Here is a 23,435-nt window from a genome sequence, read left to right on the forward strand (position 1 = left end):
CCGGATGTCGGAGGCCCGGCCTATGGTCGCTTTCATGCGCGAGCACGTGCTCGAGCGTCTGACGGCGGATCCACGAGATCTCCGGCCAACCAGAATGAGGAGACGGCATTCATGATGCACACCCCTGCCGACCGGAACGCGGCCGTTCCGATCGCCCATCAGAGGAAGCGGGGGCGCATCGCCGCGCTCGCGCTCACCACGGCGTTCACGATGAGCATGGGATCGCTCATCGCCGCGCCCGCCTTCGCGGATGTCGCCGGCACCGGCGTCGTCATCAATGAGGCCTACCTGTCCGGCGGCAGCGCCGGTGCCGCGTTCAAGAACAAGTTCATCGAGCTGTACAACCCGACCGACGAGGACGTCGTGCTCGACGGGATGTCGCTGCAGTACCGCTCCGCGGGAGGCTCGGGCGCCTCGAACGGGGTCGTCGCGCTCACCGGAACCATCAAGGCCGGTGGCTACTTCCTCGTTCAGGCGAACAGCAACGGCACCGCGGGTGCCGCTCTGCCCACGCCCGATCAGACCAGCACGCTGACCCCGAGCGGCACCGCGGGGACGATCGCCCTCGTGCAGGGCGCTTCGGCCGTGACGCTGCCCGTCGGGGATGCCGCCGGCGCGGACGGCGTCGTCGATCTGCTCGGATACGGCAGCTCGAACACCTTCGAGGGCACGGTCGCCGGAGCGCCGACCGGCACCTCCGACGTGAGGTCGCTGAACCGCACCGACGGCAAGGACACCGACGACAACAAGGCCGACTTCGCGCTCTCCGCGACGATCACACCCACGAGCTCCGGCAGCACCACCGAGCCCGAACCCGAGCCCGAACCCGCGCAGAAGGTGAGCATCGCCGAGGTGCAGGGCACCACCGACGTCTCGCCGTACAAGGGCAAGACCGTCACCGTCGAGGGCGTCATCACCGCCGACTACCGCACGGGCGGCTACAAGGGCATCGTCATCCAGACCGCAGGGTCAGGCGGCGCAGAGGACAAGACCCCGGATGCCTCGGACGGCATCTTCGTCTTCCTCGGCGGCACGACCGTTCCCGGTGCGATCGGCGACCTGGTCTCGGTGACCGGCGTGGTCGACGAGTACTTCGGCCAGACGCAGATCGCCCCGTCATCGGCATCCGGCGTCTCCGTCGTCACGGCGGGCGCCGGCGTGCCCGCTCCCGCGCCCCTGCCGACCACGGTCGTCGGCACGGCGCGCGAGGCGTACGAGAACATGCTCGTGCTGCCCACCGGCGACTACCTCGTCGCCTCCAGCCACCAGCTGTTCAACTTCGGCACGCTGTGGCTGAATCCCGGCGAGCTCAACGTGAAGGGCACCGAGCTGAAGCGCCCGGGGGCCGAGGCGGATGCCATCGCCGCGGCGAACCGCGCCGACCGGGTCCTGCTCGACGACGGCTACAGCATCCAGGTGAGCAACAAGGACCACGCGAACGACCAGCCGTACTTCACGAAGGACACCGTCGTGCGAAACGGCGACGCGGTCGACTTCGGCGGCAAGGGCCTGGTGCTGCAGTACGGCTTCGACGACTGGCGGCTGCAGCCCGTCACCCCGCTCGACAGCGCGTCGCCGGCGGACGAGAAGCTCGGGTTCACCACGAAGAATCCGCGACCCGAGGTCCCCTCCGTCGGCGGCGACGTGCAGATCGCGTCGTTCAACGTGTACAACTACTTCACCACGCTGACCAGCGAGAACGCCGACGCCCGTGGCGCGAAGACCGCGGCCGAGTTCGCGATCCAGAAGTCGAAGATCGTCTCCGCGATCAACAAGCTGGATGCCGATGTCGTCTCGCTCATGGAGATCGAGAACTCGGTGAAGCTGGGCGAGCCCGCCGACACCGCGCTCGCCGACCTGGTCGACGGGCTGAATGCGGAGGCCGGCAGCGGAGTGTGGGCGTACGTTCCCACCCCGCAGTCGCTGCAGAACGCGGCCACCACCGACTTCATCACCAACGCCATCATCTACAAGGCGAACGAGGTGAAGCCGGTCGGCGACGCGCAGACCATCGACGACGAGACAGTGTGGGGCAACGCGCGCGAGCCGATCGCCCAGGCGTTCGACGCGGACGGTCGCACGATCACCGTGATCGCGAACCACTTCAAGTCGAAGTCCGGCTCCGGCACGCAGCCGGCCGACGGACAGGGCTTCTTCAACGCCGACCGCGTGAAGCAGGCGCAGTCGCTGCTCGCGTTCACCGAGCAGCTGGAGAAGACCAACGGCGACGACATGCTGCTGATCGGCGACTTCAACGCCTACGGCCACGAAGACCCGATCGACGTGTTCACGTCGGAGGGCTGGGTCGACACCGTTCCCGTGCATTCGCCCGGCAGCTACACCTACACGTTCGACGGCGAGCTGGGCTCGCTCGACCACGTGATCGCCTCGCCCTCGCTGGCGCGCTCGATCACCGGCGCCGACGCGTGGACGATCAACTCGCCGGAGTGGAGCGACCGCGGTTACGCGTACGGCGCCACCGAGACGGGCACACCCTACCGCTCGAGTGACCACGACCCGATCCTCGTCGGCGTCTCGGCCACCGAGCCGCCGGTCAGCATCGACATCGCCACGATCAACGACTTCCACGGCCGCATCGAGGCCGACGGCAAGGCAGCCGGCGCGGCAGTGCTGGCGGGAGCGGTCAAGGCGGTGCGCGAGGCCAACCCGAACACGATCTTCGCCGCCGCCGGCGACCTGATCGGCGCATCGACGTTCACCTCGTTCATCCAGGACGACAACCCGACGATCGACGCGCTCAACGCCGCCGGCCTCGACGTGAGCGCCGCGGGCAACCACGAATTCGACCAGGGGTGGGCAGACCTTCGCGATCGCGTGCAGGAGCGCGCCGACTGGGAGTACATCTCGTCGAACGTGTTCCTGAAGGGCTCGGACGAGACGGCCCTCGCCCCGTCATGGGTGAAGGAGGTCGACGGCGTGCGGGTCGGCTTCGTCGGCGCCGTGACTGAAGAGCTCGACTCGCTGGTCTCGCCGGCCGGGATCGCCGACCTCGAGGTGCGCGACATCGTCGACTCGGTCAACACCGCAGCCGCGAACCTGCGAGACGGCGACGACGCCAACGGCGAAGCCGATGTGGTCATCCTGCTCGTGCACGAGGGGGCGACCACCGTGTCGGCCGACAGCATCACCCCCGAGTCGGCACTGGGCGAGATGGTCTACGGCGTCGGCGACGACGTCAGCGCGATCGTCTCGGCGCACACCCACCTGGCCTACAACCACGTCATCGACGGCCGTCCGGTCGTGTCGGCGGGGCAGTACGGCGAGAACATGGGCGTGATGAACCTGAAGGTCGACCCGAACAAGAACGAGCTCATCTCGATCACCAACGAGATCCGTCCGCTGGCGGGCAACTACCAGCCGGTCGCCGAGGTGCAGGCCATCGTCGACGAAGCCAAGAAGGAGGCCGACGTGCTCGGCGCCGTCAAGGTGGGCGACATCACGGCCGATCTCAACCGCGCTCGCCAGGCCGACGGCACCGAGAACCGCGGTGGCGAGTCGACGATCGGCAACTTCGTCGCCGACGTGCAGAAGTGGGCCACGGGCGCTGACGTCGCGCTGATGAACCCGGGCGGCATCCGCGCCAACCTCACCTACGCCTCGTCGAACGCGAACGACCCCGACGGCAACGTCACCTATCGTGAGGCGGCGACGGTGCAGCCGTTCGCCAACACGCTGGTCACGACCCAGCTCACCGGTGCACAGCTGAAGGCCGTGCTCGAAGAGCAGTGGCAGCCGGCGGGCGCCAGCCGTCCGTTCCTGAAGCTCGGCGTCTCGGAGGGGCTGTCGTACACGTACGATCCCACCGCGGCGCAGGGTGAGCGGATCACCTCGATCACCCTGAACGGAGCCGCTCTCGACCCGGCCGCCTCGTACACGGTCGCGGCGAACTCGTTCCTCGCCGCCGGTGGAGACAACTTCTCCACCCTGGCGAAGGGCACCAGTGCCAAGGACACCGGCAAGATCGACCTGCAGTCGATGGTCGACTGGTTCGACGCGAACAAGACGGCGAGCCCTGACCTCGACCAGCGCGCCGTGGGCGCGTCGATCACGCCGGCCCCGGGTGCGGACGGCTACGCCACGGGCGACGTGGTGACCGTGGCGCTGTCGTCGCTCGCGTTCAGCGCGGGCGATCGGGTGCCGACGACGGTGGAGCTGTCGCTGGGCGGCGTCCCGGTGGGTTCGGCCGCGGTCGACCCGACCATCGTGAACACGACCGACGAGGTCGGCCGGGCGAGCATCTCGTTCACCGTGCCTGAGGGATCAGCCGGTGCGCCGCTGGTCGCGACGCCGGACGTGGGCGCGGCGGTCACGCTGCCGTTCACGGTGGCCGCCGACGAGCCCGAGCCCGGACCGTTCGAGGGCACCATCACGACGGGTTCGTCGAAGGTCAGCGCCGGCGGCACCCTCGCGCTGACCGGCGAGCGCTTCACCCCCGGCGAGACGGTGACCGTCGAGCTGCGTCCCAAGAAGGGGCAGGCCGTGCAGGTCGGCACCGTGCAGGTCGCAGACGACGGAACGTTCTCGACCACGGTGCGCGTGCCGAAGAGCACCCAGCCGGGCAAGTACACCCTGGCCGTGACGCAGGCCGACGGCGACGCGGCCACCGCCACGGTGCACGTCAACCGCGCCGGCGGAGTGAGCGGCATCATCCAGCAGATCGTCGACTGGATCTGGGGTCTGATCACCCGCTGGTGATCACGGCACGCATCTGATGCGGGCGGAGGCCGTCGGGAGTGATCCCGGCGGCCTTCGCCGTATCAGCGCGGCGGCTAGAATGGAGGGCATGCCCGAGCCCAGAGTCGCCAGCTTCCCGGCGATCCGCGGAGCGCTGAAGTTCTACCAGGTCGCCTCGATCATCACCGGCGTCATGCTGCTGCTGCTCGTGACCGAGATGGTGCTGAAGTACACGCCGATCCACCTCGAACTCTTCCTCGGCGGATCCGGCGGTCCGCTCTGGTTCGCCGAGGTCGTCGAGACCGCCGACGGGCTGGAATCGACCGGTGACGGATTCAACGTGTCACAGGGCATCCTCGTCGCGCACGGCTGGTTCTACGTGGTCTACCTGTTCGCCTGCTTCCGCATGTGGAGCATGATGCGCTGGCCGTTCGTGCGCTTCATCCTGCTCGCCCTCGGCGGTGTCATCCCGCTGCTGTCCTTCTTCATGGAGACGCGCGTGGCGCGCGACGTGAAGGCCTATCTCGCCCAGCGCGAGGCCGCGGAGCCAACCGCGACGCCTGCGCCCACCACCACGGAAGGTGCCCGTTGACCGAGCAGACCGAGACCCAGCAGCGCCCCGCGCTGGTCGTCGACTTCGGAGCGCAGTATGCGCAGCTGATCGCCCGCCGCGTCCGGGAGGCGGGCGTGTACAGCGAGATCGTGCCGCACACCGCCACGGCGGAGGAGATCGCGGCGAAGAACCCCGTCGCGCTCATCCTGTCGGGCGGCCCCTCCTCGGTGTACGACGACGGCGCACCGCAGCTCGACCCGGCCGTGTTCGACCTCGGTGTTCCGACGCTCGGCATCTGCTACGGCTTCCAGTACATGGCGCAGACCCTCGGCGGTGAGGTCGCGCACACGGGTCTTCGCGAATACGGCGCGACCGACGCGCACATCCCCGCCACCGACAGCACGCTGCTCGCCGGTCAGCCCGCTGAGCAGAACGTCTGGATGAGCCACGGCGACCAGGTGTCGCGCGCTCCCGAGGGCTTCGACGTGCTGGCGACCACCGACGCGACGAAGGTCGCCGCCTTCGCGAACGAGGAGCGCAAGCTCTACGGTGTGCAGTGGCACCCCGAGGTCAAGCACTCCGACCACGGCCAGGCGATCATCGAGAACTTCCTGCACCGCGGTGCGGGTCTTCCCGCAGACTGGAACAGCGACAACGTCATCGCCGAGCAGATCGAGCGCATCCGCGAGCAGGTCGGCGACGCCCGCGTCATCTCCGCGCTCTCCGGCGGGGTCGACTCGGCCGTGTCGACGGCCCTCGTGCACAAGGCGATCGGCGACCAGCTGACCGCCGTGTTCGTCGATCACGGGCTGCTGCGCAAGGGCGAGCGCGAGCAGGTCGAGAAGGACTACGTCGAGTCCACCGGCGTGCGGCTGATCACTGTCGACGCCGTCGACACGTTCCTCGGCCACCTCGAGGGGGTCACCGACCCCGAGACCAAGCGCAAGATCATCGGCCGCGAGTTCATCCGCGCGTTCGAGCAGGTGCAGCGCGACCTCGTCGAAGAGGCCAAGGCCACCGGCGGCGCGCCGGTGAAGTTCCTCGTGCAGGGCACCCTCTACCCCGATGTGGTCGAGTCGGGCGGGGGAGCGGGCACCGCGAACATCAAGTCGCACCACAACGTCGGCGGCCTGCCCGACGACCTCGACTTCGAGCTCGTCGAGCCCCTGCGCGCGCTGTTCAAGGACGAGGTCCGCGCCATCGGCCGCGAGCTCGGCATCCCCGAGGCGATCGTCGGCCGCCAGCCGTTCCCCGGCCCCGGCCTCGGCATCCGGATCATCGGCGAGGTCACGCGCGAGCGTCTTGAGATCCTCCGCGAAGCAGACGCGATCGCCCGCGAGGAGCTCACCAAGGCGGGCCTGGACGAGACGATCTGGCAGTGCCCGGTCGTGCTGCTCGCCGATGTGCGCTCGGTGGGCGTGCAGGGCGACGGCCGCACGTACGGCCACCCCATCGTGCTGCGGCCGGTCTCCAGCGAAGACGCCATGACGGCGGACTGGACGCGCCTGCCCTACGACGTGCTCGCGAAGATCTCGAACCGCATCACCAACGAGGTGCGCGAGGTCAACCGCGTCGTGCTGGACGTCACGTCCAAGCCGCCGGCAACGATCGAGTGGGAGTGATCTTCCGACGCTCCGCTCGCACATGAAAGAGGCCGCTGCCCGAAGGCAGCGGCCTCTTCTCTGTGCCTGTATCAGGCGCGGCGGCTGCCGCGACCGACGACGAGGCCGTAGATCAGCAGCACGATGATCGAGCCGCCGATGGCCAGCAGCCAGCTGCCGAGGTCGAAGAAGCCCTCGACGCCCTTGCCGAACAGCACGCTGCCCAGCCAGCCGCCGAGCAGTGCGCCGACGACTCCGAGGATGAGGGTGACGATCCAGCCGCCGCCCTGCTTGCCCGGAAGGATCAGCTTCGCGATCGCACCAGCGATGAGTCCGAGGAGGAGAAAGGCGAGGAAGCCCATGAGTGTCTCCGATCTGTGAGTGATACCCGGGGTTCCGGATTCCTCTACCCTGCCCGATACCTACGAATATGCGGCACACCCTTGTGTCGGTCGGCGGGATGAGGTAAGTGCCTCTCAGGCGCGTAATGCGCCGCAGCTGTAGACGAACGGCAGACGCGGAACGGGCCGCCCTCCGAAGAGAGCGGCCCGTTCGCGATGCGGGGGTCTGATCAGTCGTTTCCGCGCAGGATCGCGAGAATGCGCAGGATCTCGACGTACAGCCAGACGACGGTCACCATGATGCCGAACGCTCCGAGCCAGCCGTACTTGCGCGGTGCGCCGTTGCGGACGCCCTGCTGGATCTGGTCGAAGTCCATCACCAGCGAGTACGCGGCCATGAAGACGACCAGCACGCCGATGATGACGCCGACAGGAATGCCGAAGACCTTCATGCTGTACAGCCCGAAGGTGAGCTCGGCATTTACGACGCCGGTCCACATGAGCACGAGATTGAGAAGCTGGAAAACGAGATAGCCGACCATGGCGATCATGACGACCTTGGTCATCTTGGCTGAAGCGCGCACCTTGCCGCTGGCGAACAACGCCAGGGTGACGCCGACGACTGCAAGGGTCGCAAGCGTCGCTTGCGTCACGATGCCAGGCCACATGGTCTCGAAGAACGCCGAGATTCCGCCGACGAACAGGCCCTCGAATGCCGCGTACGCCCAGATGAGGCCAGGACGAACCTTCTTGCGGGACGTGAACGTGACGACCATGGCGAGCACGAACCCACCAAGTGCACCGACTATCCACGGCAGCATGGATCCCTGTTCCACACCGTACTGCGGCACCACCCCGCCAAGCGTCCACACCCAGCCGACGACCGCGGTGACGAGCAGGATGGCGAAGAGGCCCGCGGTCTTCCAGACCGTGTCCTCGACCGTCATCCGGTCGCTCTCCAGCGCGCCCGCGGACGGCGAGGTGTACATGCCCTCCAGCTGCGCGTTTGCGGCGGCATCCATTCCCGCGTGCTGGAACGACGCGGTGCCGGCGGCGGCGCCCGGTGCGGGCGGCGGTGCGTAGGTGCCCTGAGACGAACCGGGATAGGACGCGACATTTCGCGGATCCTGCTGCTGGAACGCCGGGTTGTTGAATGCGAAATTGCTCATGGTGGCCTCTGCTCCCGAGGGATCGGTCATCTCTTTCCTCAAAGATACTCGCGGCAACCTATGGAATGGGTGCTTTACGCTGTGAGCGTGCCCAGGAGAAGACCGCTCGTCATCGGGCATCGCGGTGCCCCCGGATACCGACCGGAGCACAGCCGCTCGTCGTACGAGCTCGCGTTGGCGATGGGGGTGGATGCCGTCGAGCCGGATGTCGTTGCGACGAAGGACGGCGTGCTCGTGCTGCGGCACGAGAACGAGATCTCCGGCACGACCGACGTGGCCGATCACCCCGAGTTCGCCGATCGACGCACGACCAAGCGCGTCGACGGGGTCTCGCTGACCGGATGGTTCACCGAGGACTTCACCTGGGCCGAGCTGTCGACGCTGCGCAGCCGGGAGCGGCTGCCCGAGATCCGTCGATCCAGCGCGACGTTCGACGACGGTCAGCCGATCCTGCGCCTTCCCGACCTGCTCGACCTCGTGCGCGCCGGGTCGCACGAGCACGGCCGGGAGATCGGCATCGTGCTCGAGATCAAGCACGCCACGTACTTCGACAGCATCGGACTCGATCTCGCGCCGCTCATCGAGCGCGACCTGCGCGCGGGCGGCTGGGCGGACGGCGACCTGCCGCTGATCATCGAGTCGTTCGAGTCGACGATCCTGCATCGACTGCAGAAGACCGGTATCGCGGCATCCTTCATCTACCTCATCGAGTCACGGGGCAAGCCGTTCGATCTCGTCAGCGCGCTGGGCCGGCAGGCGCCCGCATACGCCGTCGCCGTGACGCCCGAGGGGCTCGACCAGCTGGCCGGCACGGTCGACGGCATCAGCGTCAGCAAGAGGATGCTGCTCGCGCCGGGCAACACGATCGTCGCCGACGCGCATGCGCGCGGTCTGCGGGTGTTCACCTGGACGTGCCGCCCGGAGAACACCTTCCTCGACCCGCGGTTCCGCGTCGGCGCAGCGACGTCGGCGTTCGGGGACTACGAGGCCGAGTGGCGCGAGATCGCCGACACGGGCGTCGACGGCGTGTTCGTCGACCACCCCGATCTGGGAGTCGCGTTCTTCGGCTGAACCGGCCGGTCAGGCTCGGAAGGCGCCGCTGCGAGCGGGGACGATCTCCTTGCCGAGCGGCATGAGCGACACCGGCACGAGCTTGAAGTCGGCGATGCCCATCGGAATGCCGATGATGGTGATGCACAGCGCGATGCCCGAGAGGATGTGTCCGAGCGCGAGCCACCAGCCGGCGAGGATGACCCAGACGATGTTGCCGAGAACCGAGCCGAGGCCGGCCTTGGGGTGGTCGACCACCTGACGCCCGAACGGCCACAGCGAGTATCCGGCGATGCGGAACGAGGCGATCGCCCACGGGATGGTGACGATCGGGATGCACAGCACGATGCCTGCCAGGATGTACCCCAGCCACAGCCAGAATCCGGCGAAGATGACCCAGATGATGTTGAGGATCGTGCGCATGGCCCGATTCTGCCACCTCTGCGCTCAGTGCGGACGGCGCACCCGGCGACCGGAGATCGATGCCGGGGTGAACCGCAGCGGCAGCGACCTGTCGCCCTCGGCCCACGGAGTGCGCCGCGTCACACCGGGCACGGCCGCCAGCTCGTCTTCGGTCATCTCGGAGACGGATCCGCTCAGCAGCACGCTCCAGCCGGAGCCGGCGAGATCGTCGTGGTGGTCCACCTCGAACGCGATCCCCACGGTGCTCTCCGGCAATGCGCGCAGCAGGCCGGACGGTGCCGTCCGGATCACGACGTCATCGCCGTCGATGAGGTAGTTGACCGGGATGATCTGCACCCGGGCATCCGTGACGAAGCCGAGCCTTCCCACGGTCGTCGCGCCGAGCAACTCCCGGCATTCCTGTTCGGTCAACTCGGTCATCATCGGGGCACCGTCCTCTCGGCTCGCTCCGAGCGTACCCCGGTGTCGGACGTCCCGAATAGACTCGACGTGCCATGACCGACGCCCCCCTCATCGTCCCCGCATCCTCCGGCCCCCGCCTCTCCGGCGGCCGCGACGAGCTGCTCGCCGGGCTCAACCCGCAGCAGCTCGAGGCGGTGACCCACCGGGGCAGCGCGCTGCTCATCGTCGCCGGCGCGGGGTCGGGCAAGACGAGTGTGCTCACCCGGCGGATCGCGCTGCTGCTGCGCGAGCGCGAGGCGTGGCCGAGCCAGATCCTCGCGATCACGTTCACCAACAAGGCGGCGGCGGAGATGCGCGAGCGCGTCGCCGGTCTCGTGGGCGACGTCGCCCGCGGGATGTGGATCTCGACCTTCCACTCCGCGTGCGTGCGGATCCTGCGCCGCGAGGCCGAGCAGTTCGGCTTCACCAAGTCGTTCACGATCTACGACTCGGGTGACTCCCGCGCCCTGCTGAAGCGGCTGGTGAAGGAGCACGACGCGGATGCCTTCGGGCTCACCCCCGGATCGGTGCAGTCGCGCATCTCGAAGCTGAAGAACGAGCTGACGGATGCCGAGGGCTTCGCCCGCCAGGCGAATCTGAGCGATCCCGCCGAGCGGAAGTTCGCCGACATCTTCTCGGACTACCAGCGGGCGCTGCAGAAGGCGAACGCGTTCGACTTCGACGACCTCATCGGCCAGACCGTGTACCTGTTCCGTGCCTTCCCGCACGTCGCGGACGTGTACCGGCGTCGCTTCCGGCACATCCTCGTCGACGAGTACCAGGACACCAACCACGCGCAATACGCGCTGATCCACGAGCTGACCCGGCCGGTGTCGGGGCAGGCCGCAGAATCGGATGCCTTCGCGATGAACGGCATGCGCGTTTCGTCTCGCCCTTCGGGCTCGCTCAACGAGCGGGATCCGGGGATGATGATTTTCGAGCCGGCCCCTTCGGAGCATGCCGAGGGCGCGTCGCTGACGGTGGTCGGCGACTCCGACCAGTCGATCTACGCCTTCCGCGGCGCCGACATCCGCAACATCAGCGAGTTCGAGCGCGACTTCCCCGGAGCGAAGGTCGTGCTGCTCGAGCAGAACTACCGGTCGACGCAGAACATCCTGTCGGCGGCGAACGCCGTGATCGGAAACAACTTCGACCGCAAGGCGAAGAACCTGTGGAGCGATCGGGGGCCCGGCGAGAAGATCGTGGGCTTCACCGGCTACTCCCAGCACGACGAGGCGCAGTTCGTCGCGGACGAGGTCGAAGCGCTGCGCCGCGCGGGCATCCCGTACTCCGAGATGGCGGTCTTCTACCGCACCAACTCGCAGTCGCGCGCGCTGGAGGAGATCTTCATCCGCGCGGCCGTACCCTACAAGATCATGGGCGGCACGAAGTTCTACGAGCGCGCCGAGATCAAGGACGCCCTCGCGTACCTCGTCGCCGTGGCGAACCCGGCTGACGAGATGGCGGTCCGTCGCATCCTGAACAAGCCGCGGCGCGGCATCGGCGACGTCACCGAGACGTCGATCGCGCGCTTCGCGGACGAGAACGGTCTCAGCTTCCGCGATGCGCTGCGCAACGCCCCGCTGCTGGGGGTCGGGCCGAAGATCCAGGCGGCGATCACGCAGCTCGACGCCGTGCTGAACGAGGCAGCCGAGATTCTCACCCCGTCATCCGGCGAGGTGCCGCCGGCGACCTCGGTCGCCGAGGGGCTCACCGTGCTGCTGAACGGCAGCGGCTACTTCGACATGCTGCGCGCCAGTCGCGACCCGCAGGACGAGGCACGACTGGAGAACCTCGACGAGTTCGTGGCCGTCGCGCGCGACTTCGCGCGAAACAACCCCGATGGCGGTATCGCCGACTTCCTCACCGAGGTGGCGCTGGTGTCGGATGCCGATGACCTCGACGACGAGTCGGGCGCGGTGTCGATGATGACCATGCACACCGCTAAGGGTCTGGAGTACGACGCGGTGTTCGTGACCGGCGTCGAGGAGGACCTCATCCCGCACCGCATCTCGGCCGGCGAGCCGGGCGGGCCGCAGGAGGAGCGGCGGCTGTTCTACGTCGGCATCACCCGGGCGCGCAAGCGCCTGCACCTTTCGCTCGCGATGACCCGCGCTCAGTTCGGCGAGGTCACGGTCGCCATGCCGAGCCGGTTCCTGCAGGAGATCCCCGGCGACCTCATCGACTGGCGTCAGTCACCCGGTGACGTGAACTCGCGCGGCGGAACGCAGTCGCGCGCGTTGAACGCCCGTCGACCGGGCGGTTTCGGCGGGCGCAGCGCAGACCCGTTCGCGCCCAAGTCGCTGCCCAAGGGCGGGGGCCTCAAGCCCCTCTCGACGGCGATGGACCGCTTCCCGAACAAGGTCACCGGCAAGGTCCGCGACAACGGCGATCTCGAGCTGGCTGCCGGCGACCGCATACGGCACGACGACTTCGGCGACGGACGCGTCGAGGCCGTCACCGGCGAGGGCGCCAAGCGCATCGCGCATGTGCGCTTCGACTCGGCGGGGCAGAAGAAGCTGCTCATCAAGATCGCCCCGATCACGAAGCTCTGACCCGCGCGGCGCCCCGTGTCGCCGATCGACTCGCGCGCACACCGTGCGGTTAGGCTGGCTCACATGGCCCTCTTCTCCCGCCGCAAGAAGTCCGTCGACGAACCGACCTCCCCGGCAGCGCCCGCGGCCGAGGCCGAGACCGTCGACGAGCAGGCGGTCGAGGCGCCGGCCGAGCCGGTGCCCGATGTCAGCATCTCGGTGCAGGCGTTCCGCGGCGTCGGCGCCGAAGCGGGCCCCGAGGTGAGCCTTCCCGCGGCGGGCGCATCGCAGAGCGCACCCGAGCGCACCGCACCCGCACGATCCTCGTCGCCGTCGGCGCAGGGCCTGCCAGGCGAGCAGCACGCGGCCGCCACCGTCGAGCAGCCGGTGCCGCGGCTTCCGCTCGCGCCGGCCACGCCGCCCGAGCAGACCCACACCGTCGACGGTCTCAACGACAACATCCTGCTGCGCGAGGCGCTCGCCGAGCTGCAGGAGGGCGCGACCAACGAGCAGCTGCTCGGCGTGATGCGCCAGTCGCTGCAGGGCCACCTCTACCTGCGCGTGCACGGCGACGCGCGCGAGCAGATCAGCTCGGGCAAGCCGCTGTCGGTGGGGGTCATCCGCGACGGAGAGCGCTCGTTCATGCTCGCGTACAGCTCCGGCCGGGCGCTGCAGCAGTCCCTCGAGGGCGCGGAGGACGCCGCCGCCACCTCGGCCATCGCCCAGCCGACGACGGCGGTCTACCAGCAGGTGATCGCCGGCGGCTTCAACGGCATCGTCATCGACAACTCCTCCGCGCCGCACCGCGCGGTGTTCCCCACCGAGCTGCTGCAGAAGGCCGTCGAGCAGGGTGACGAGAACATGGCGGTGAAGACGGCGCTGGCCGCACCGCGCGACGAGCAGAGCGCCGTCCGCGTGGCGGAGGCGCTCGCCGGCACCCGGTGCTGGGTGGCGGTCAACGACGGATCCAACGGCCAGCCGGTGGGCATCGCCGAGGCGCACGCGACCGACGGACGCCGGTTCCTGCAGGTGTTCTCGCACCCGCTCGAGGTCGTCGCCCTCGGGCGCAAGGACAAGCCGCTGCCGTTCCAGCCCGAGCAGCTGGCGAAGGTCCTCGGCGAGCACTCCGGGCTCGCCGGGGTGCTGGTCGACATCGCGGGCCCGTCGATCGCGATCGAGCGCGACGCGCTGAGCGCCGTGCTGGTGCTCGGGATCGACATCGGCGACGACGACTGATCGATGCGCCGCATAGTCGGCGTGCCTGCTCGTCGCCAGCCCCTGTGATCCGCCCCGAGCACGCCCTAGTGTCGGAGCATGGCCTCTGAGCGAGTGAAGCTGACGGTGCAGGATCCCGACGGCGAACGCGTCGTCGACCTGTCGAGCCCGAACAAGGTGGTCTGGCCCACCGACGACGGCGACGGCATCACCAAGGCGGAGTACGCCGACTACGTGCAGCAGGTGGCGGACGCGTTCCTGCGATCCACCGGCCACCGGCCGGTGTCGCTCGAACGGTTCCGTGACGGCATCCAGGGAGAGCAGTTCTTCTCGAAGAACCCGCCGAAGGGCACTCCCGACTACGTCGAGTCCGTGATGTGCACGTACAACAGCGGGCGCCGTCATCCGCAGCTCGTGCTCACCCGGCCGAGCGCGATCGTCTGGGCGGTGCAGATGAACACCGTCGTCTTCCATCCCTGGGCCTCGCTCGCGGCGAACACCGACAACCCGGTCGAGCTGCGCATCGACCTCGACCCGCAGCCCGGCACCGGCATCGAGCAGGCCATCCCCGCCGCCCTCGAGCTGCGCGAGGTGCTGCGCGACGCGGGGCTCGACCCGTTCATCAAGACGAGCGGCAACCGCGGCCTGCACGTGTTCAGCCCGATCGTGCCCGAGTGGGAGTTCCTCACCGTGCGCCACGCGGTGATCGCGGCGGGACGCGAGCTCGAGCGCCGGATGCCGGACCGCGTCACGACGAACTGGTGGAAGGAGGAGCGCGGCGAGCGGATCTTCGTCGACTTCAACCAGGCGAACCGCGACCGCACCATCGCCGGCGCCTACAGCCCGCGGGCCAGACCCGGCGCGCCGGTGTCGACTCCGATCCATTGGGAGGAGCTCGATGACCTCGACCCCGCGCGGTTCACGGTGCGCACCGTGCCCGCCCGGCTCGCCGAGATCGGAGACCCGTGGGCGGGCATGCAGGATGCCCCCGCCCGGATCGACACCCTGCTCGCCTGGTGGGAGCGCGACGTCGAGCACGGGCTCGGCGAGCTGCCGTTCCCGCCCGAGTTCCCGAAGATGCCTGGCGAGCCGCCGCGCGTGCAGCCCAGCAAGAAGGTCGCCGAGAACTGGGATGCGAACGGCGACCGGGTCGACGACTGACGGCGCCGTCCTGGCATGGCCGTCGTCTCGGAGCCGCGGGCGAGACGCCGGCGACTACTGCAGCACGTCCGCCAGGTCGTATCCGGCGACCGTCTCGAGCTGGTCGTAGGTGCACGAGCGCGCCTCGCGGTCGGGGCGCCAGCGTTCGAACTGCACGGTGTGCCGGAAGCGGTCGCCTTCGAGCTGGTCGTAGCGCACCTCGAGCACCAGCTCAGGGCGCAGCCGCACGAACGTCATGTCCTTGGCGCCGGTGAACCGGGAGCGCTCGCTCTCGCCGGTCACCGCGTCGCCCGCCTCGTCGCGCACGACGAGCGGAGCGAGGTCGTCGACGAGCTTCTGGCGCATGGCATCCGTCCAGGCGGCGACGCCGCCCACCTGCCGCAGCGCGCCGGTCTCGTCGTACAGCCCGACCAGCAGCGACCCGACGCCCGATCCGCTCTTGTGCACGCGATAGCCGAGCGCGACCACGTCGGCGGTGCGGGCGTGCTTGACCTTGATCAGGGTGCGCTTGCCGGGGGCGTACGCCTCGTCGAGCGGTTTCGCGACGACCCCGTCCAGCCCCGCGCCCTCGAACTCCGCCAGCCAGCGTCGGGCGAGGTCCGGATCGTCGGTGGCGCGGGTCAGGTGCAGCGGATGCGGGGCATCCGACAGCATCCCCTCGAGCCGTGCCCGTCGCTCTCGGAACGGATGCTGCTGCAGATCCTCCTCGCCGTCGGCGAGCAGGTCGAAGGCGATGAACATCGCCGGGGTCTCGGTCGCGAGCTTCGCCACCCGCGATGCGGCCGGATGGATGCGCTGGCTCAGCGCCTCCCAGTCCAGACGCTGCGCGCCGGCGGGACCGGTGGCCACGACGATCTCCCCGTCGAGCAGGCACGGGCCGGGCAGGATGGCGGCCAGCTGCTCGACCAGCTCGGGGAAGTAGCGGGTGAGCGGCTTCGCGCCGCGCGAGCCGATCTCGATCTCCTCGCCGTCCCAGGCGACCAGCCCGCGGAATCCGTCCCACTTCGGCTCGTACAGCATCGGCTTCTTCGCCGGATCGGGGATGGATGCCGCGGCCTTGGCGAGCATCGGAGCGGGGATGGAGTACATGTGCCGGTCCTCTCCGGTCGGATCAGAAGAGTCTGGCACGGCGAGGACGACCGACGGGGCCGTTGCGGGTGAGAGAATGGAGGTGATGAACGAAGTACAGGGCCCGACGCCCGCAGGAACCTCCCGTCCGTACCGATCTCTCGCGGAGGCGCTGCGCGCGCACCGGATCCCCGTCGAGAATCACGAGTTCATCGCCGCGGTGACCGAGGCCGTCGGCGTCAGCAGCTACATCGATCGCGGCAGGTACATCGAGGCGATCCGCCGCACCGCCGAAGCTCCTCTGCACATCGGCCGCACGTACATCAACGGCTTCGCCGCAGACGATCAGGTGAGCGTGGGCGGCCGGGTGCTGCCGCTGCTGCCCAGCGAGGGCCGCGCGCCGTACTTCTACGTCAACCAGCCCAGCGGGCTGCCGACCGTCTCGGCGGCGAAGCGCCCGGCATCCGGCACTCGCACCCCGGCCGCATCCCGCCCCGCCCCCGAGCCCCGCGCGCCGAAGGCCACCAACCTCGCCGAGCGCGACTACGGCGTGTGCGACGTGTGCTTCATGGTGAAGAACGCCTCGGGACGGTGCGGCTGCGACGAGTGACGTCGGCGGCCGGTCAGGACAGCCGAGCCTGCACGCGACGTGAGATCTCGGCGATCGGCATCGACCGCGGGAACACGGCGACGACGACATCGTCGTCCGACGGCGTGATCGCCTCGGGAAGCACACCGTAGCGGCGACGCACGTCGTCGAGCGCCTCCCGCAGAACGCTCAGCGGCACGCGGCCGCCGCGCAGCAGCTGGCGCAGCACGTGATTGTGCACGGCGGTGATCAGGGCGGAGAACCCGACCGCGTCGATCGGCGCGATCCCGGGCAGGGAGGCGCGCAGGTATTCGTCGAACAGCCGCTCATACCGGAACACCGTGACGATCTCGCGATCGCGCAGCACGGGCACCTCGCGGACGACCTCGTAGCGTCGACGGGCGAGCTCGGGGTCTCGCGCGAAGTGCGCGAAGACGCGCTCCGATGCCTCGCACACCGCCGCCCACGGGTCGTCGTGCGGCTCAGCGAGGAACTGCCGCAGCTCGTCGAGCAGGGCCTCGTGATCGATGAACACGACATCCTCCTTGCCGCCGAACTGGCGGAAGAAGGTCGACCGCGAGACGCCCGCGGCCTTCGCGATCTGCTCGACGGACGTCTGATCGAACCCCTGGGCGCTGAAGAGTTCGAGGGCCGCGGCGACGACACCGGTGCTCAGATCTGCGGATTCGTGCATGGCGAAAGCCTAGACCGCGGCGCCCCCCGGCGTCCGTCGACGTCGCGGGACGGCGACGGCGCGCTCAGACGGCGGTAGTAGGCTGGGGGACTGGTCGATGTCTCGACATCGAGAGAATCACCAGACCAGACAGCAGCCCAGTGAAGGAACCACAGTGGATCTGTACGAGTACCAGGCACGAGACGTTTTCGAGAAGTACGGAGTGCCGGTCCTCGCCGGCATCGTCGCCGACACCCCCGAGGAGGTGAGGGCGGCCGCCGAGAAGATCGGCGGTGTCGTGGTCGTCAAGGCTCAGGTCAAGACCGGTGGGCGCGGCAAGGCCGGCGGTGTCAAGGTCGCCAAGACCCCCGACGAGGCGTACGAGGCCGCGAAGGCGATCCTCGGCCTTGACATCAAGGGCCACGTCGTCAAGCGCGTCATGGTCGCGCAGGGCGCGCGCATCGCGGAGGAGTTCTACTTCTCGGTGCTGCTCGACCGCGCCAACCGCTCGTACCTGTCGCTGTGCAGCGTCGAGGGCGGCATGGAGATCGAGCAGCTCGCCGTCGAGAAGCCCGAGGCCCTCGCACGCGTCGAGGTCAACCCGCTGACCGGCATCGATAAGGCCAAGGCCGTCGAGATCGCCCAGGCGGCGAACTTCCCCGAAGAACTCGTCCAGAAGGTCGCCGACGTGTTCGTCAAGCTCTACGACGTGTACAAGGGCGAAGACGCCACGCTCGTCGAGGTCAACCCGCTGGTGCGCACCGAAGACGGCGAGATCATCGCCCTCGACGGCAAGGTGACCCTCGACGACAACGCGTCCGAGATCCGTCACCCCGAGCACGAGGCTCTCGCCGACAAGGACGCCGAGAACCCCCTCGAGGCGAAGGCCAAGGCATCCGGCCTCAACTACGTCAAGCTCGACGGACAGGTCGGCATCATCGGCAACGGCGCGGGTCTGGTCATGTCGACCCTCGACGTCGTCGCCTACGCCGGTGAGAAGCACGGCGGCGTGAAGCCGGCGAACTTCCTCGACATCGGCGGCGGAGCTTCCGCCACGGTCATGGCGGCCGGACTCGACGTCATCCTCGGCGACGAGCAGGTCAAGAGCGTGTTCGTGAACGTCTTCGGCGGCATCACCTCCTGCGTCGCCGTCGCCGAGGGCATCGTGAAGGCCCTCGAGATCCTCGGTGACGCGGCGACCAAGCCGCTCGTCGTGCGCCTCGACGGCAACCAGGTCGAAGAGGGTCGCGAGATCCTCGCCGCAGCCAACCACCCGCTGGTGACCCTCGCCGCCACCATGGACGAGGGCGCCGACAAGGCCGCCGAGCTGGCGAACGCCTGACGCGCCGGAAGGAATCACAGACATGTCGATCTTCATCAACAAGGACTCCAAGGTCATCGTCCAGGGCATCACCGGCGGCGAGGGCACCAAGCACACCGCCCTCATGCTCAAGGCGGGCACCAACATCGTCGGCGGCGTGAACGCCCGCAAGGCCGGCACGACCGTCGCGCACACCGACAAGGACGGCAACGCCGTCGAGCTCCCCGTCTTCGGCTCGGTCGCCGAGGCGATGGAGAAGACCGGGGCTGACGTCTCGATCGCCTTCGTGCCCGGCGCGTTCACCAAGGACGCCATGGTCGAGGCCATCGACGCCGAGATCCCGCTGCTCGTCGTCATCACCGAGGGCGTGCCCGTGGGCGACAGCGCCGAGGCATGGGCGTACGCGACCGAGAAGGGCAACAAGACCCGCATCATCGGTCCGAACTGCCCCGGCATCATCACCCCTGACGAGGCGCTGGTCGGCATCACCCCGGCCAACATCACCGGCAAGGGCCCGATCGGTCTCGTGTCGAAGTCGGGCACGCTGACCTACCAGATGATGTTCGAGCTGCGCGACCTGGGCTTCTCGACCGCCATCGGCATCGGCGGCGACCCGGTCATCGGCACCACGCACATCGACGCGCTCGCCGCGTTCGAGGCCGACCCCGAGACCAAGGCCATCGTCATGATCGGCGAGATCGGCGGCGACGCCGAGGAGCGCGCGGCCGACTACATCAAGGCCAACGTCACCAAGCCCGTCGTAGGCTACGTCGCCGGCTTCACCGCGCCCGAGGGCAAGACCATGGGCCACGCCGGCGCCATCGTCTCGGGCTCGGCCGGAACCGCACAGGCCAAGAAGGAGGCTCTCGAGGCCGCCGGTGTCAAGGTGGGCAAGACGCCCTCTGAGGCGGCCGACCTGATGCGCGCCATCGTTGAGGCGCTCTGACCACGACGCGTCGACCTGCGCACGATGGCCCCGGGACCCCCTCCCGGGGCCATCGGCGTCTCCGGGTGCAGGAGCGACGCCACGGGCGTGGCAGGATCGAGGCATGCGCTCCTCGAGGCTCCCGCAGCTGCTGCGCGGAACGTCGTCGTGCCGCCGACGCGGTAGACTCGTACACGAAGGCCCCGGGCTCCACCCCGGGGCCTTCGTCATACCCGCGACCGCGGGACGCCGTCGCTCAGCTGAGCAGCATCTCCACCGGTCCGCGGGCGAAGTAGATCACGAAGCCGGCCGCCACGATCCACAGCAGCGGGCTGATCTCCTTCGCCTTGCCCGAGAACGCGCGTGCGGCGACCCAGCCGATGAAGCCGGCGCCGATGCCGTTGGCGATCGAGTACGTCATCGGCATCACCGACACGGTGAGGAAGACGCCGAACAGTGCGGAGAAGTCGGTCAGGTCGATGAAGCGGATCTGGCTCATCATGAGCGCTCCGACGATCACCAGCGCGGCGGCGGCCACCTCGGTGGGCACGATCGAGACCAGCGGGGTGAAGAACATCGCGATGAGGAAGAGCCCGCCGGTGACGAGGTTCGCGAAACCGGTGCGGGCGCCTTCGCTGATGCCGGCGCCCGACTCGACGAACACCGTGTTCGACGAGGACGAGGTGGCGCCGCCGACCACGGCGCCGACGCCCTCGACGATCAGTGCCGACTTCAGACGCGGGAAGTTGCCGCGCTCGTCGGCGATCTCCGCCTCCTTCGCGAGGCCGGTCATGGTGCCCATCGCGTCGAAGAAGTTCGTGAAGACGAGGGTGAAGACGAGCATCAGTGCGGCCAGAGCGCCGATGCGACCGAAGCCGCCGAGCAGGTCGAACTCGCCGACGAGCGACAGGTCGGGAAGGCTGACGAGCTGCGCGGGCAGCGCCGGCACCGACAGGCCCCAGCCGCCGGGGTTGTCGTCGCCCTTGGCGCCGATGTGCCAGATCGCCTCGACGACGACGGCCAGCACCGTCCCCGTGACGAGCCCGATGAGGATGCCGCCCTTGACCCGGCGCGCCACCAGCACGCCGGTGAGCAGCAGGGTGATCACGAACAGAAGTGTGGGCACGGTGGCGACCGAGCCGCCCACGCCGAGGGCGACCGGCGGCGAGGCGGCGGCGGTCACGAAGCCGGCGTTGACGAAGCCGATGAACGCGATGAACAGGCCGATGCCGACGGTGATGGCGATCTTCAGCTGCATGGGGACGGCGTCGAAGATCATGCGGCGCAGTCCGGTCGCGCTGAGCAGCACGATGATCAGGCCGTTGATGACCACCAGGCCCATCGCCTCGGGCCAGGTGACCTCGCCGACGACGGAGAACGCGAGGAACGCGTTGATGCCGAGACCGGCCGCGAATCCGAACGGCAGGCGCGCGACCAGACCGAACAGGATCGTCATGACGGCCGCGGTGAGGCCGGTCACCGCGCTCAGCTGCACGAAGTCCAGCTGAGCGCCGTCGATGTCGGTTCCGCTGGAGAGGATGATGGGGTTCAGGATGACGATGTACGCCATCGTCACGAACGTGACCACACCTCCGCGGATCTCGGCGGCGAAGCTCGAGCCTCGTCGGGTGATCTCGAAGAAACGGTCGATCGCATTACGCGGTTCGGCGTCAGGGCGCACAGGGGCATCAGTCATCGGGTGGACCTCCGAAGAGAATCTACCGGGTTCGCCGCACCGCGCGTGGCCGCAGCAGACCGGGCGGATGCACGACGTAGGCTCGATCCGTCATGCAACGCCTCATCGTCGCGCTCCTCGCCGCCCTCGACGCCGCCATCGCGGCCGCTGTCGGGCTCGCCGTCGTGCTCGCGCCCTTCACCCTGCTCTGGGTGCTGGCGTTCGGACTCGCCGCCGACTGGGGTTCGCTCTGGCCGGTGAGCGGCACGCTCTGGCAGTTCGGGCACGGGGTCCCTCTCGAGGTGGTGCTTCCGGATGCCGTGGTCTCGGCCCTCGCAATCCCGAAGGACGCGGCCCGATTCGCCCTCTCGGTGCCGCCGCTGGCGCTGCTGCTGTTCACCCTGCTCTTCGCGGCGCGGTCGGGCCGTCGTGCCGCCGTGGCCGGCCGGTGGGTCTCCGGTGTCATCGGGGGAGTGGCGGGGTTCACCGCCCTCTCGGTCGCCGTCGCGGTGACCTGCCGCTCTGACGTGCTGCGCGCGCCGCTGTGGGCCGCGATCGTCATCCCCGCCGCGGTCTACGCGGTCGGTGCGCTGGCCGGCGCGCTGCGCCACGCGTGGGCGGAGGGCGACGACGGGCTCATCGATCGGCTGCGTGACGTCGTCGACGCCTGGGGCGACTGGGCCGCCGTGCCCGGCGAGGCCGTCCGGGGCGCTGCCGTCGCCACGGTCGCACTGACGGGCGCGTCGGCCGTGGGCATCGCCGTAATGACGCTGCTGCGCGGCGGAGAGGTGGTGGCGCTGTTCGAGGCGGCGCACGTCGACGCCCTCGGCGCCGCCATGCTCACCCTCGGGCACCTGGCCTACCTGCCGACCCTGATCGTGTGGGCGGCGAGCTGGCTCGCCGCCCCGGGCTTCGCCCTCGGCGCGGGCACCTCGGTGTCGCCAGCCGGCACCGAGCTGGGTGTCGTCCCCGGCATCCCGGTTCTCGGGCTGGTGCCCGAGAACTCGTCGATCTGGATGCTGGTGAGCGTGCTGGTGCCGATCGCCTGCGGTGCGGTGGCCGGCTGGATGGTGCGCTCGAGGCTGGTGTGGGAGAACACCGCGGGCGGGTACGGCCCGCGAGCGGCGATCGCGGTCGCGATGGCCGGCCTGACCGCCGGCGTCGCCGCGGTCGCGGCGGCACTGGCATCCGGCTCGATCGGCCCGGGCCGACTCGCGCAGGCCGGACCCGCGCCCGGAGCGCTCGCGCTCGCGATCGGCATCGAGGTGCTCATCGGCGCCGGCATCCTGCTGCTCGCACCGCGGCACCGCGACGAGATCGCCGAAGAGCGCATCGACCGCTGGAACACGGAGATGGCGGGGCTCACCACCCCGGTAGACTGACCGGGTGCTGACGCTCGCTGTTCTGATCTCCGGTACCGGCTCGAACCTTCGAGCCCTGCTGGAGGCGGCGAGTCACCCCGATTTCCCGGCCAGGGTGATCGCCGTCGGCGCCGACCGGGACGCGGAAGGGCTCGCGCATGCCGAGGAGTTCGGCATCCCCACCTTCACCGTGCCGTACACCGCCTACGCGAGTCGCGAGGAGTGGGGGCGGGAGCTGGCCGCGCAGCTGGATGCCTGGCAGCCGGACCTCATCGTGCTCAGCGGGCTGATGCGCCTGCTGCCGCCGGCGGTCGTCGAGCGCTACGCGCCGAACATCATCAACACGCATCCCGCGTACCTGCCCGAGTTCCCCGGCGCGCACGGCGTGCGCGATGCGCTCGCCGCCGGCGTCGCCGAGACCGGAGCGAGCATCATTGTGATCGACGACGGCATCGACAGCGGACCGATCCTCGCGCAGGAGCGCGTGCCCGTGCTGCCCGGCGACACCGAAGCCACCCTGCACGACCGCATCAAGCCCGTCGAGCGTCGCCTGCTGATCGATGCCGTGCAGCGCATCGCCACGGGCGACCTGACCCTCTCCCGCTGACCCGCACGACCTCCCCCGAACGAAGGAGCACCC

Annotated in this window: 19 protein-coding genes; 12 read left to right on the forward strand and 7 right to left on the reverse strand. The window is 69.2% G+C overall.

The annotated features are described in order from the left end of the window. The first annotated feature begins 111 nt into the window (after window positions 1-111). From AB0O65_RS02580 to guaA, 3 genes are all read left to right on the forward strand, one after another. Window positions 112-4,716: an ExeM/NucH family extracellular endonuclease gene (locus tag AB0O65_RS02580; protein WP_363382809.1), complete on the forward strand. Its 4,605-nt coding sequence runs from the start codon at window positions 112-114 to the stop codon at window positions 4,714-4,716. An 88-nt stretch (window positions 4,717-4,804) separates the two neighbouring features. Then, window positions 4,805-5,287, forward strand: coding sequence for a DUF3817 domain-containing protein (locus AB0O65_RS02585; protein ID WP_071642762.1), 483 nt, complete (start codon window positions 4,805-4,807; stop codon window positions 5,285-5,287). After that, window positions 5,284-6,870: a glutamine-hydrolyzing GMP synthase gene (gene guaA / locus AB0O65_RS02590; protein ID WP_071642761.1), complete on the forward strand. Its 1,587-nt coding sequence runs from the start codon at window positions 5,284-5,286 to the stop codon at window positions 6,868-6,870. Before AB0O65_RS02585 ends, guaA begins: the two co-directional genes overlap by 4 nt. A gap of 71 nt (window positions 6,871-6,941) precedes the next feature. Here the strand turns inward: guaA and AB0O65_RS02595 are convergent, their stop codons facing one another. Together AB0O65_RS02595 and AB0O65_RS02600 are read right to left on the reverse strand one after the other, a co-directional pair. Continuing rightward, window positions 6,942-7,211, reverse strand: a complete 270-nt coding sequence (locus AB0O65_RS02595) for a GlsB/YeaQ/YmgE family stress response membrane protein (RefSeq protein ID WP_071642759.1) — start codon at window positions 7,209-7,211, stop codon at window positions 6,942-6,944. A 209-nt stretch (window positions 7,212-7,420) separates the two neighbouring features. Further along, a complete protein-coding gene (locus tag AB0O65_RS02600; protein WP_363382813.1) occupies window positions 7,421-8,359 on the reverse strand; it encodes a Bax inhibitor-1/YccA family protein in 939 nt (312 codons plus the stop codon). Between the two features lie 87 nt (window positions 8,360-8,446). Between AB0O65_RS02600 and AB0O65_RS02605 the strand changes: the two genes are divergently transcribed. Beyond that, the gene (locus AB0O65_RS02605; RefSeq protein ID WP_071642780.1) at window positions 8,447-9,430 is read left to right on the forward strand and encodes a glycerophosphodiester phosphodiesterase family protein; all 984 of its coding nucleotides are present in this window, start codon (window positions 8,447-8,449) and stop codon (window positions 9,428-9,430) included. A 9-nt stretch (window positions 9,431-9,439) separates the two neighbouring features. Here AB0O65_RS02605 and AB0O65_RS02610 read toward each other — a convergent pair whose 3' ends face one another. Further along, the gene (locus AB0O65_RS02610; RefSeq protein ID WP_071642757.1) at window positions 9,440-9,832 is read right to left on the reverse strand and encodes a YccF domain-containing protein; all 393 of its coding nucleotides are present in this window, start codon (window positions 9,830-9,832) and stop codon (window positions 9,440-9,442) included. A gap of 24 nt (window positions 9,833-9,856) precedes the next feature. Further along, window positions 9,857-10,255, reverse strand: coding sequence for a pyridoxamine 5'-phosphate oxidase family protein (locus AB0O65_RS02615; RefSeq protein WP_363382817.1), 399 nt, complete (start codon window positions 10,253-10,255; stop codon window positions 9,857-9,859). Between the two features lie 71 nt (window positions 10,256-10,326). Between AB0O65_RS02615 and AB0O65_RS02620 the strand changes: the two genes are divergently transcribed. The 3 genes from AB0O65_RS02620 (at window position 10,327) to ligD (ending at window position 15,183) form a co-directional block, all read left to right on the forward strand. Next, the gene (locus AB0O65_RS02620; RefSeq protein ID WP_363382820.1) at window positions 10,327-12,828 is read left to right on the forward strand and encodes a UvrD-helicase domain-containing protein; all 2,502 of its coding nucleotides are present in this window, start codon (window positions 10,327-10,329) and stop codon (window positions 12,826-12,828) included. 63 nt (window positions 12,829-12,891) lie between these two features. Beyond that, entirely contained in the window at window positions 12,892-14,043 is a 1,152-nt protein-coding gene (locus AB0O65_RS02625) for an SseB family protein (RefSeq protein WP_363382823.1), read from the forward strand. A gap of 78 nt (window positions 14,044-14,121) precedes the next feature. Beyond that, window positions 14,122-15,183 (forward strand): non-homologous end-joining DNA ligase, encoded by a 1,062-nt coding sequence (ligD, locus tag AB0O65_RS02630; protein ID WP_363382826.1) that lies wholly within the window; start codon window positions 14,122-14,124, stop codon window positions 15,181-15,183. 54 nt (window positions 15,184-15,237) lie between these two features. Here the strand turns inward: ligD and AB0O65_RS02635 are convergent, their stop codons facing one another. Then, complete coding sequence (locus AB0O65_RS02635; protein ID WP_363382828.1) at window positions 15,238-16,272, reverse strand: ATP-dependent DNA ligase; 1,035 nt, start codon at window positions 16,270-16,272, stop codon at window positions 15,238-15,240. An 85-nt stretch (window positions 16,273-16,357) separates the two neighbouring features. Between AB0O65_RS02635 and AB0O65_RS02640 the strand changes: the two genes are divergently transcribed. Continuing rightward, a complete protein-coding gene (locus AB0O65_RS02640; RefSeq protein ID WP_313477465.1) occupies window positions 16,358-16,861 on the forward strand; it encodes a hypothetical protein in 504 nt (167 codons plus the stop codon). A gap of 13 nt (window positions 16,862-16,874) precedes the next feature. Here AB0O65_RS02640 and AB0O65_RS02645 read toward each other — a convergent pair whose 3' ends face one another. Then, window positions 16,875-17,534 carry a TetR family transcriptional regulator gene (locus tag AB0O65_RS02645; protein WP_313477466.1) on the reverse strand — a complete coding sequence of 220 codons (660 nt, stop codon included), beginning with the start codon at window positions 17,532-17,534 and terminating at the stop codon, window positions 16,875-16,877. Window positions 17,535-17,688: 154 nt separating this feature from the next. Between AB0O65_RS02645 and sucC the strand changes: the two genes are divergently transcribed. Both sucC and sucD read left to right on the forward strand, forming a co-directional pair. Continuing rightward, window positions 17,689-18,855 (forward strand): ADP-forming succinate--CoA ligase subunit beta, encoded by a 1,167-nt coding sequence (gene sucC, locus AB0O65_RS02650; protein ID WP_363382832.1) that lies wholly within the window; start codon window positions 17,689-17,691, stop codon window positions 18,853-18,855. A gap of 22 nt (window positions 18,856-18,877) precedes the next feature. After that, window positions 18,878-19,780 (forward strand): succinate--CoA ligase subunit alpha, encoded by a 903-nt coding sequence (gene sucD, locus AB0O65_RS02655; RefSeq protein WP_071643538.1) that lies wholly within the window; start codon window positions 18,878-18,880, stop codon window positions 19,778-19,780. Between the two features lie 235 nt (window positions 19,781-20,015). Here sucD and AB0O65_RS02660 read toward each other — a convergent pair whose 3' ends face one another. Then, a complete protein-coding gene (locus AB0O65_RS02660) occupies window positions 20,016-21,455 on the reverse strand; it encodes an NCS2 family permease (RefSeq protein WP_363382837.1) in 1,440 nt (479 codons plus the stop codon). Between the two features lie 92 nt (window positions 21,456-21,547). On the opposite strand from AB0O65_RS02660, the gene AB0O65_RS02665 reads away from it, so the two are divergent. Continuing rightward, window positions 21,548-22,816 (forward strand): DUF6350 family protein, encoded by a 1,269-nt coding sequence (locus AB0O65_RS02665; RefSeq protein WP_363382840.1) that lies wholly within the window; start codon window positions 21,548-21,550, stop codon window positions 22,814-22,816. A 4-nt stretch (window positions 22,817-22,820) separates the two neighbouring features. Beyond that, window positions 22,821-23,402, forward strand: coding sequence for a phosphoribosylglycinamide formyltransferase (gene purN, locus AB0O65_RS02670; protein ID WP_071643535.1), 582 nt, complete (start codon window positions 22,821-22,823; stop codon window positions 23,400-23,402). Window positions 23,403-23,435 lie beyond the last annotated feature (33 nt).

Origin of the sequence: Microbacterium sp. NPDC077391, from assembly GCF_040686955.1 — a bacterium.
Taxonomy (GTDB): domain Bacteria; phylum Actinomycetota; class Actinomycetes; order Actinomycetales; family Microbacteriaceae; genus Microbacterium; species Microbacterium commune.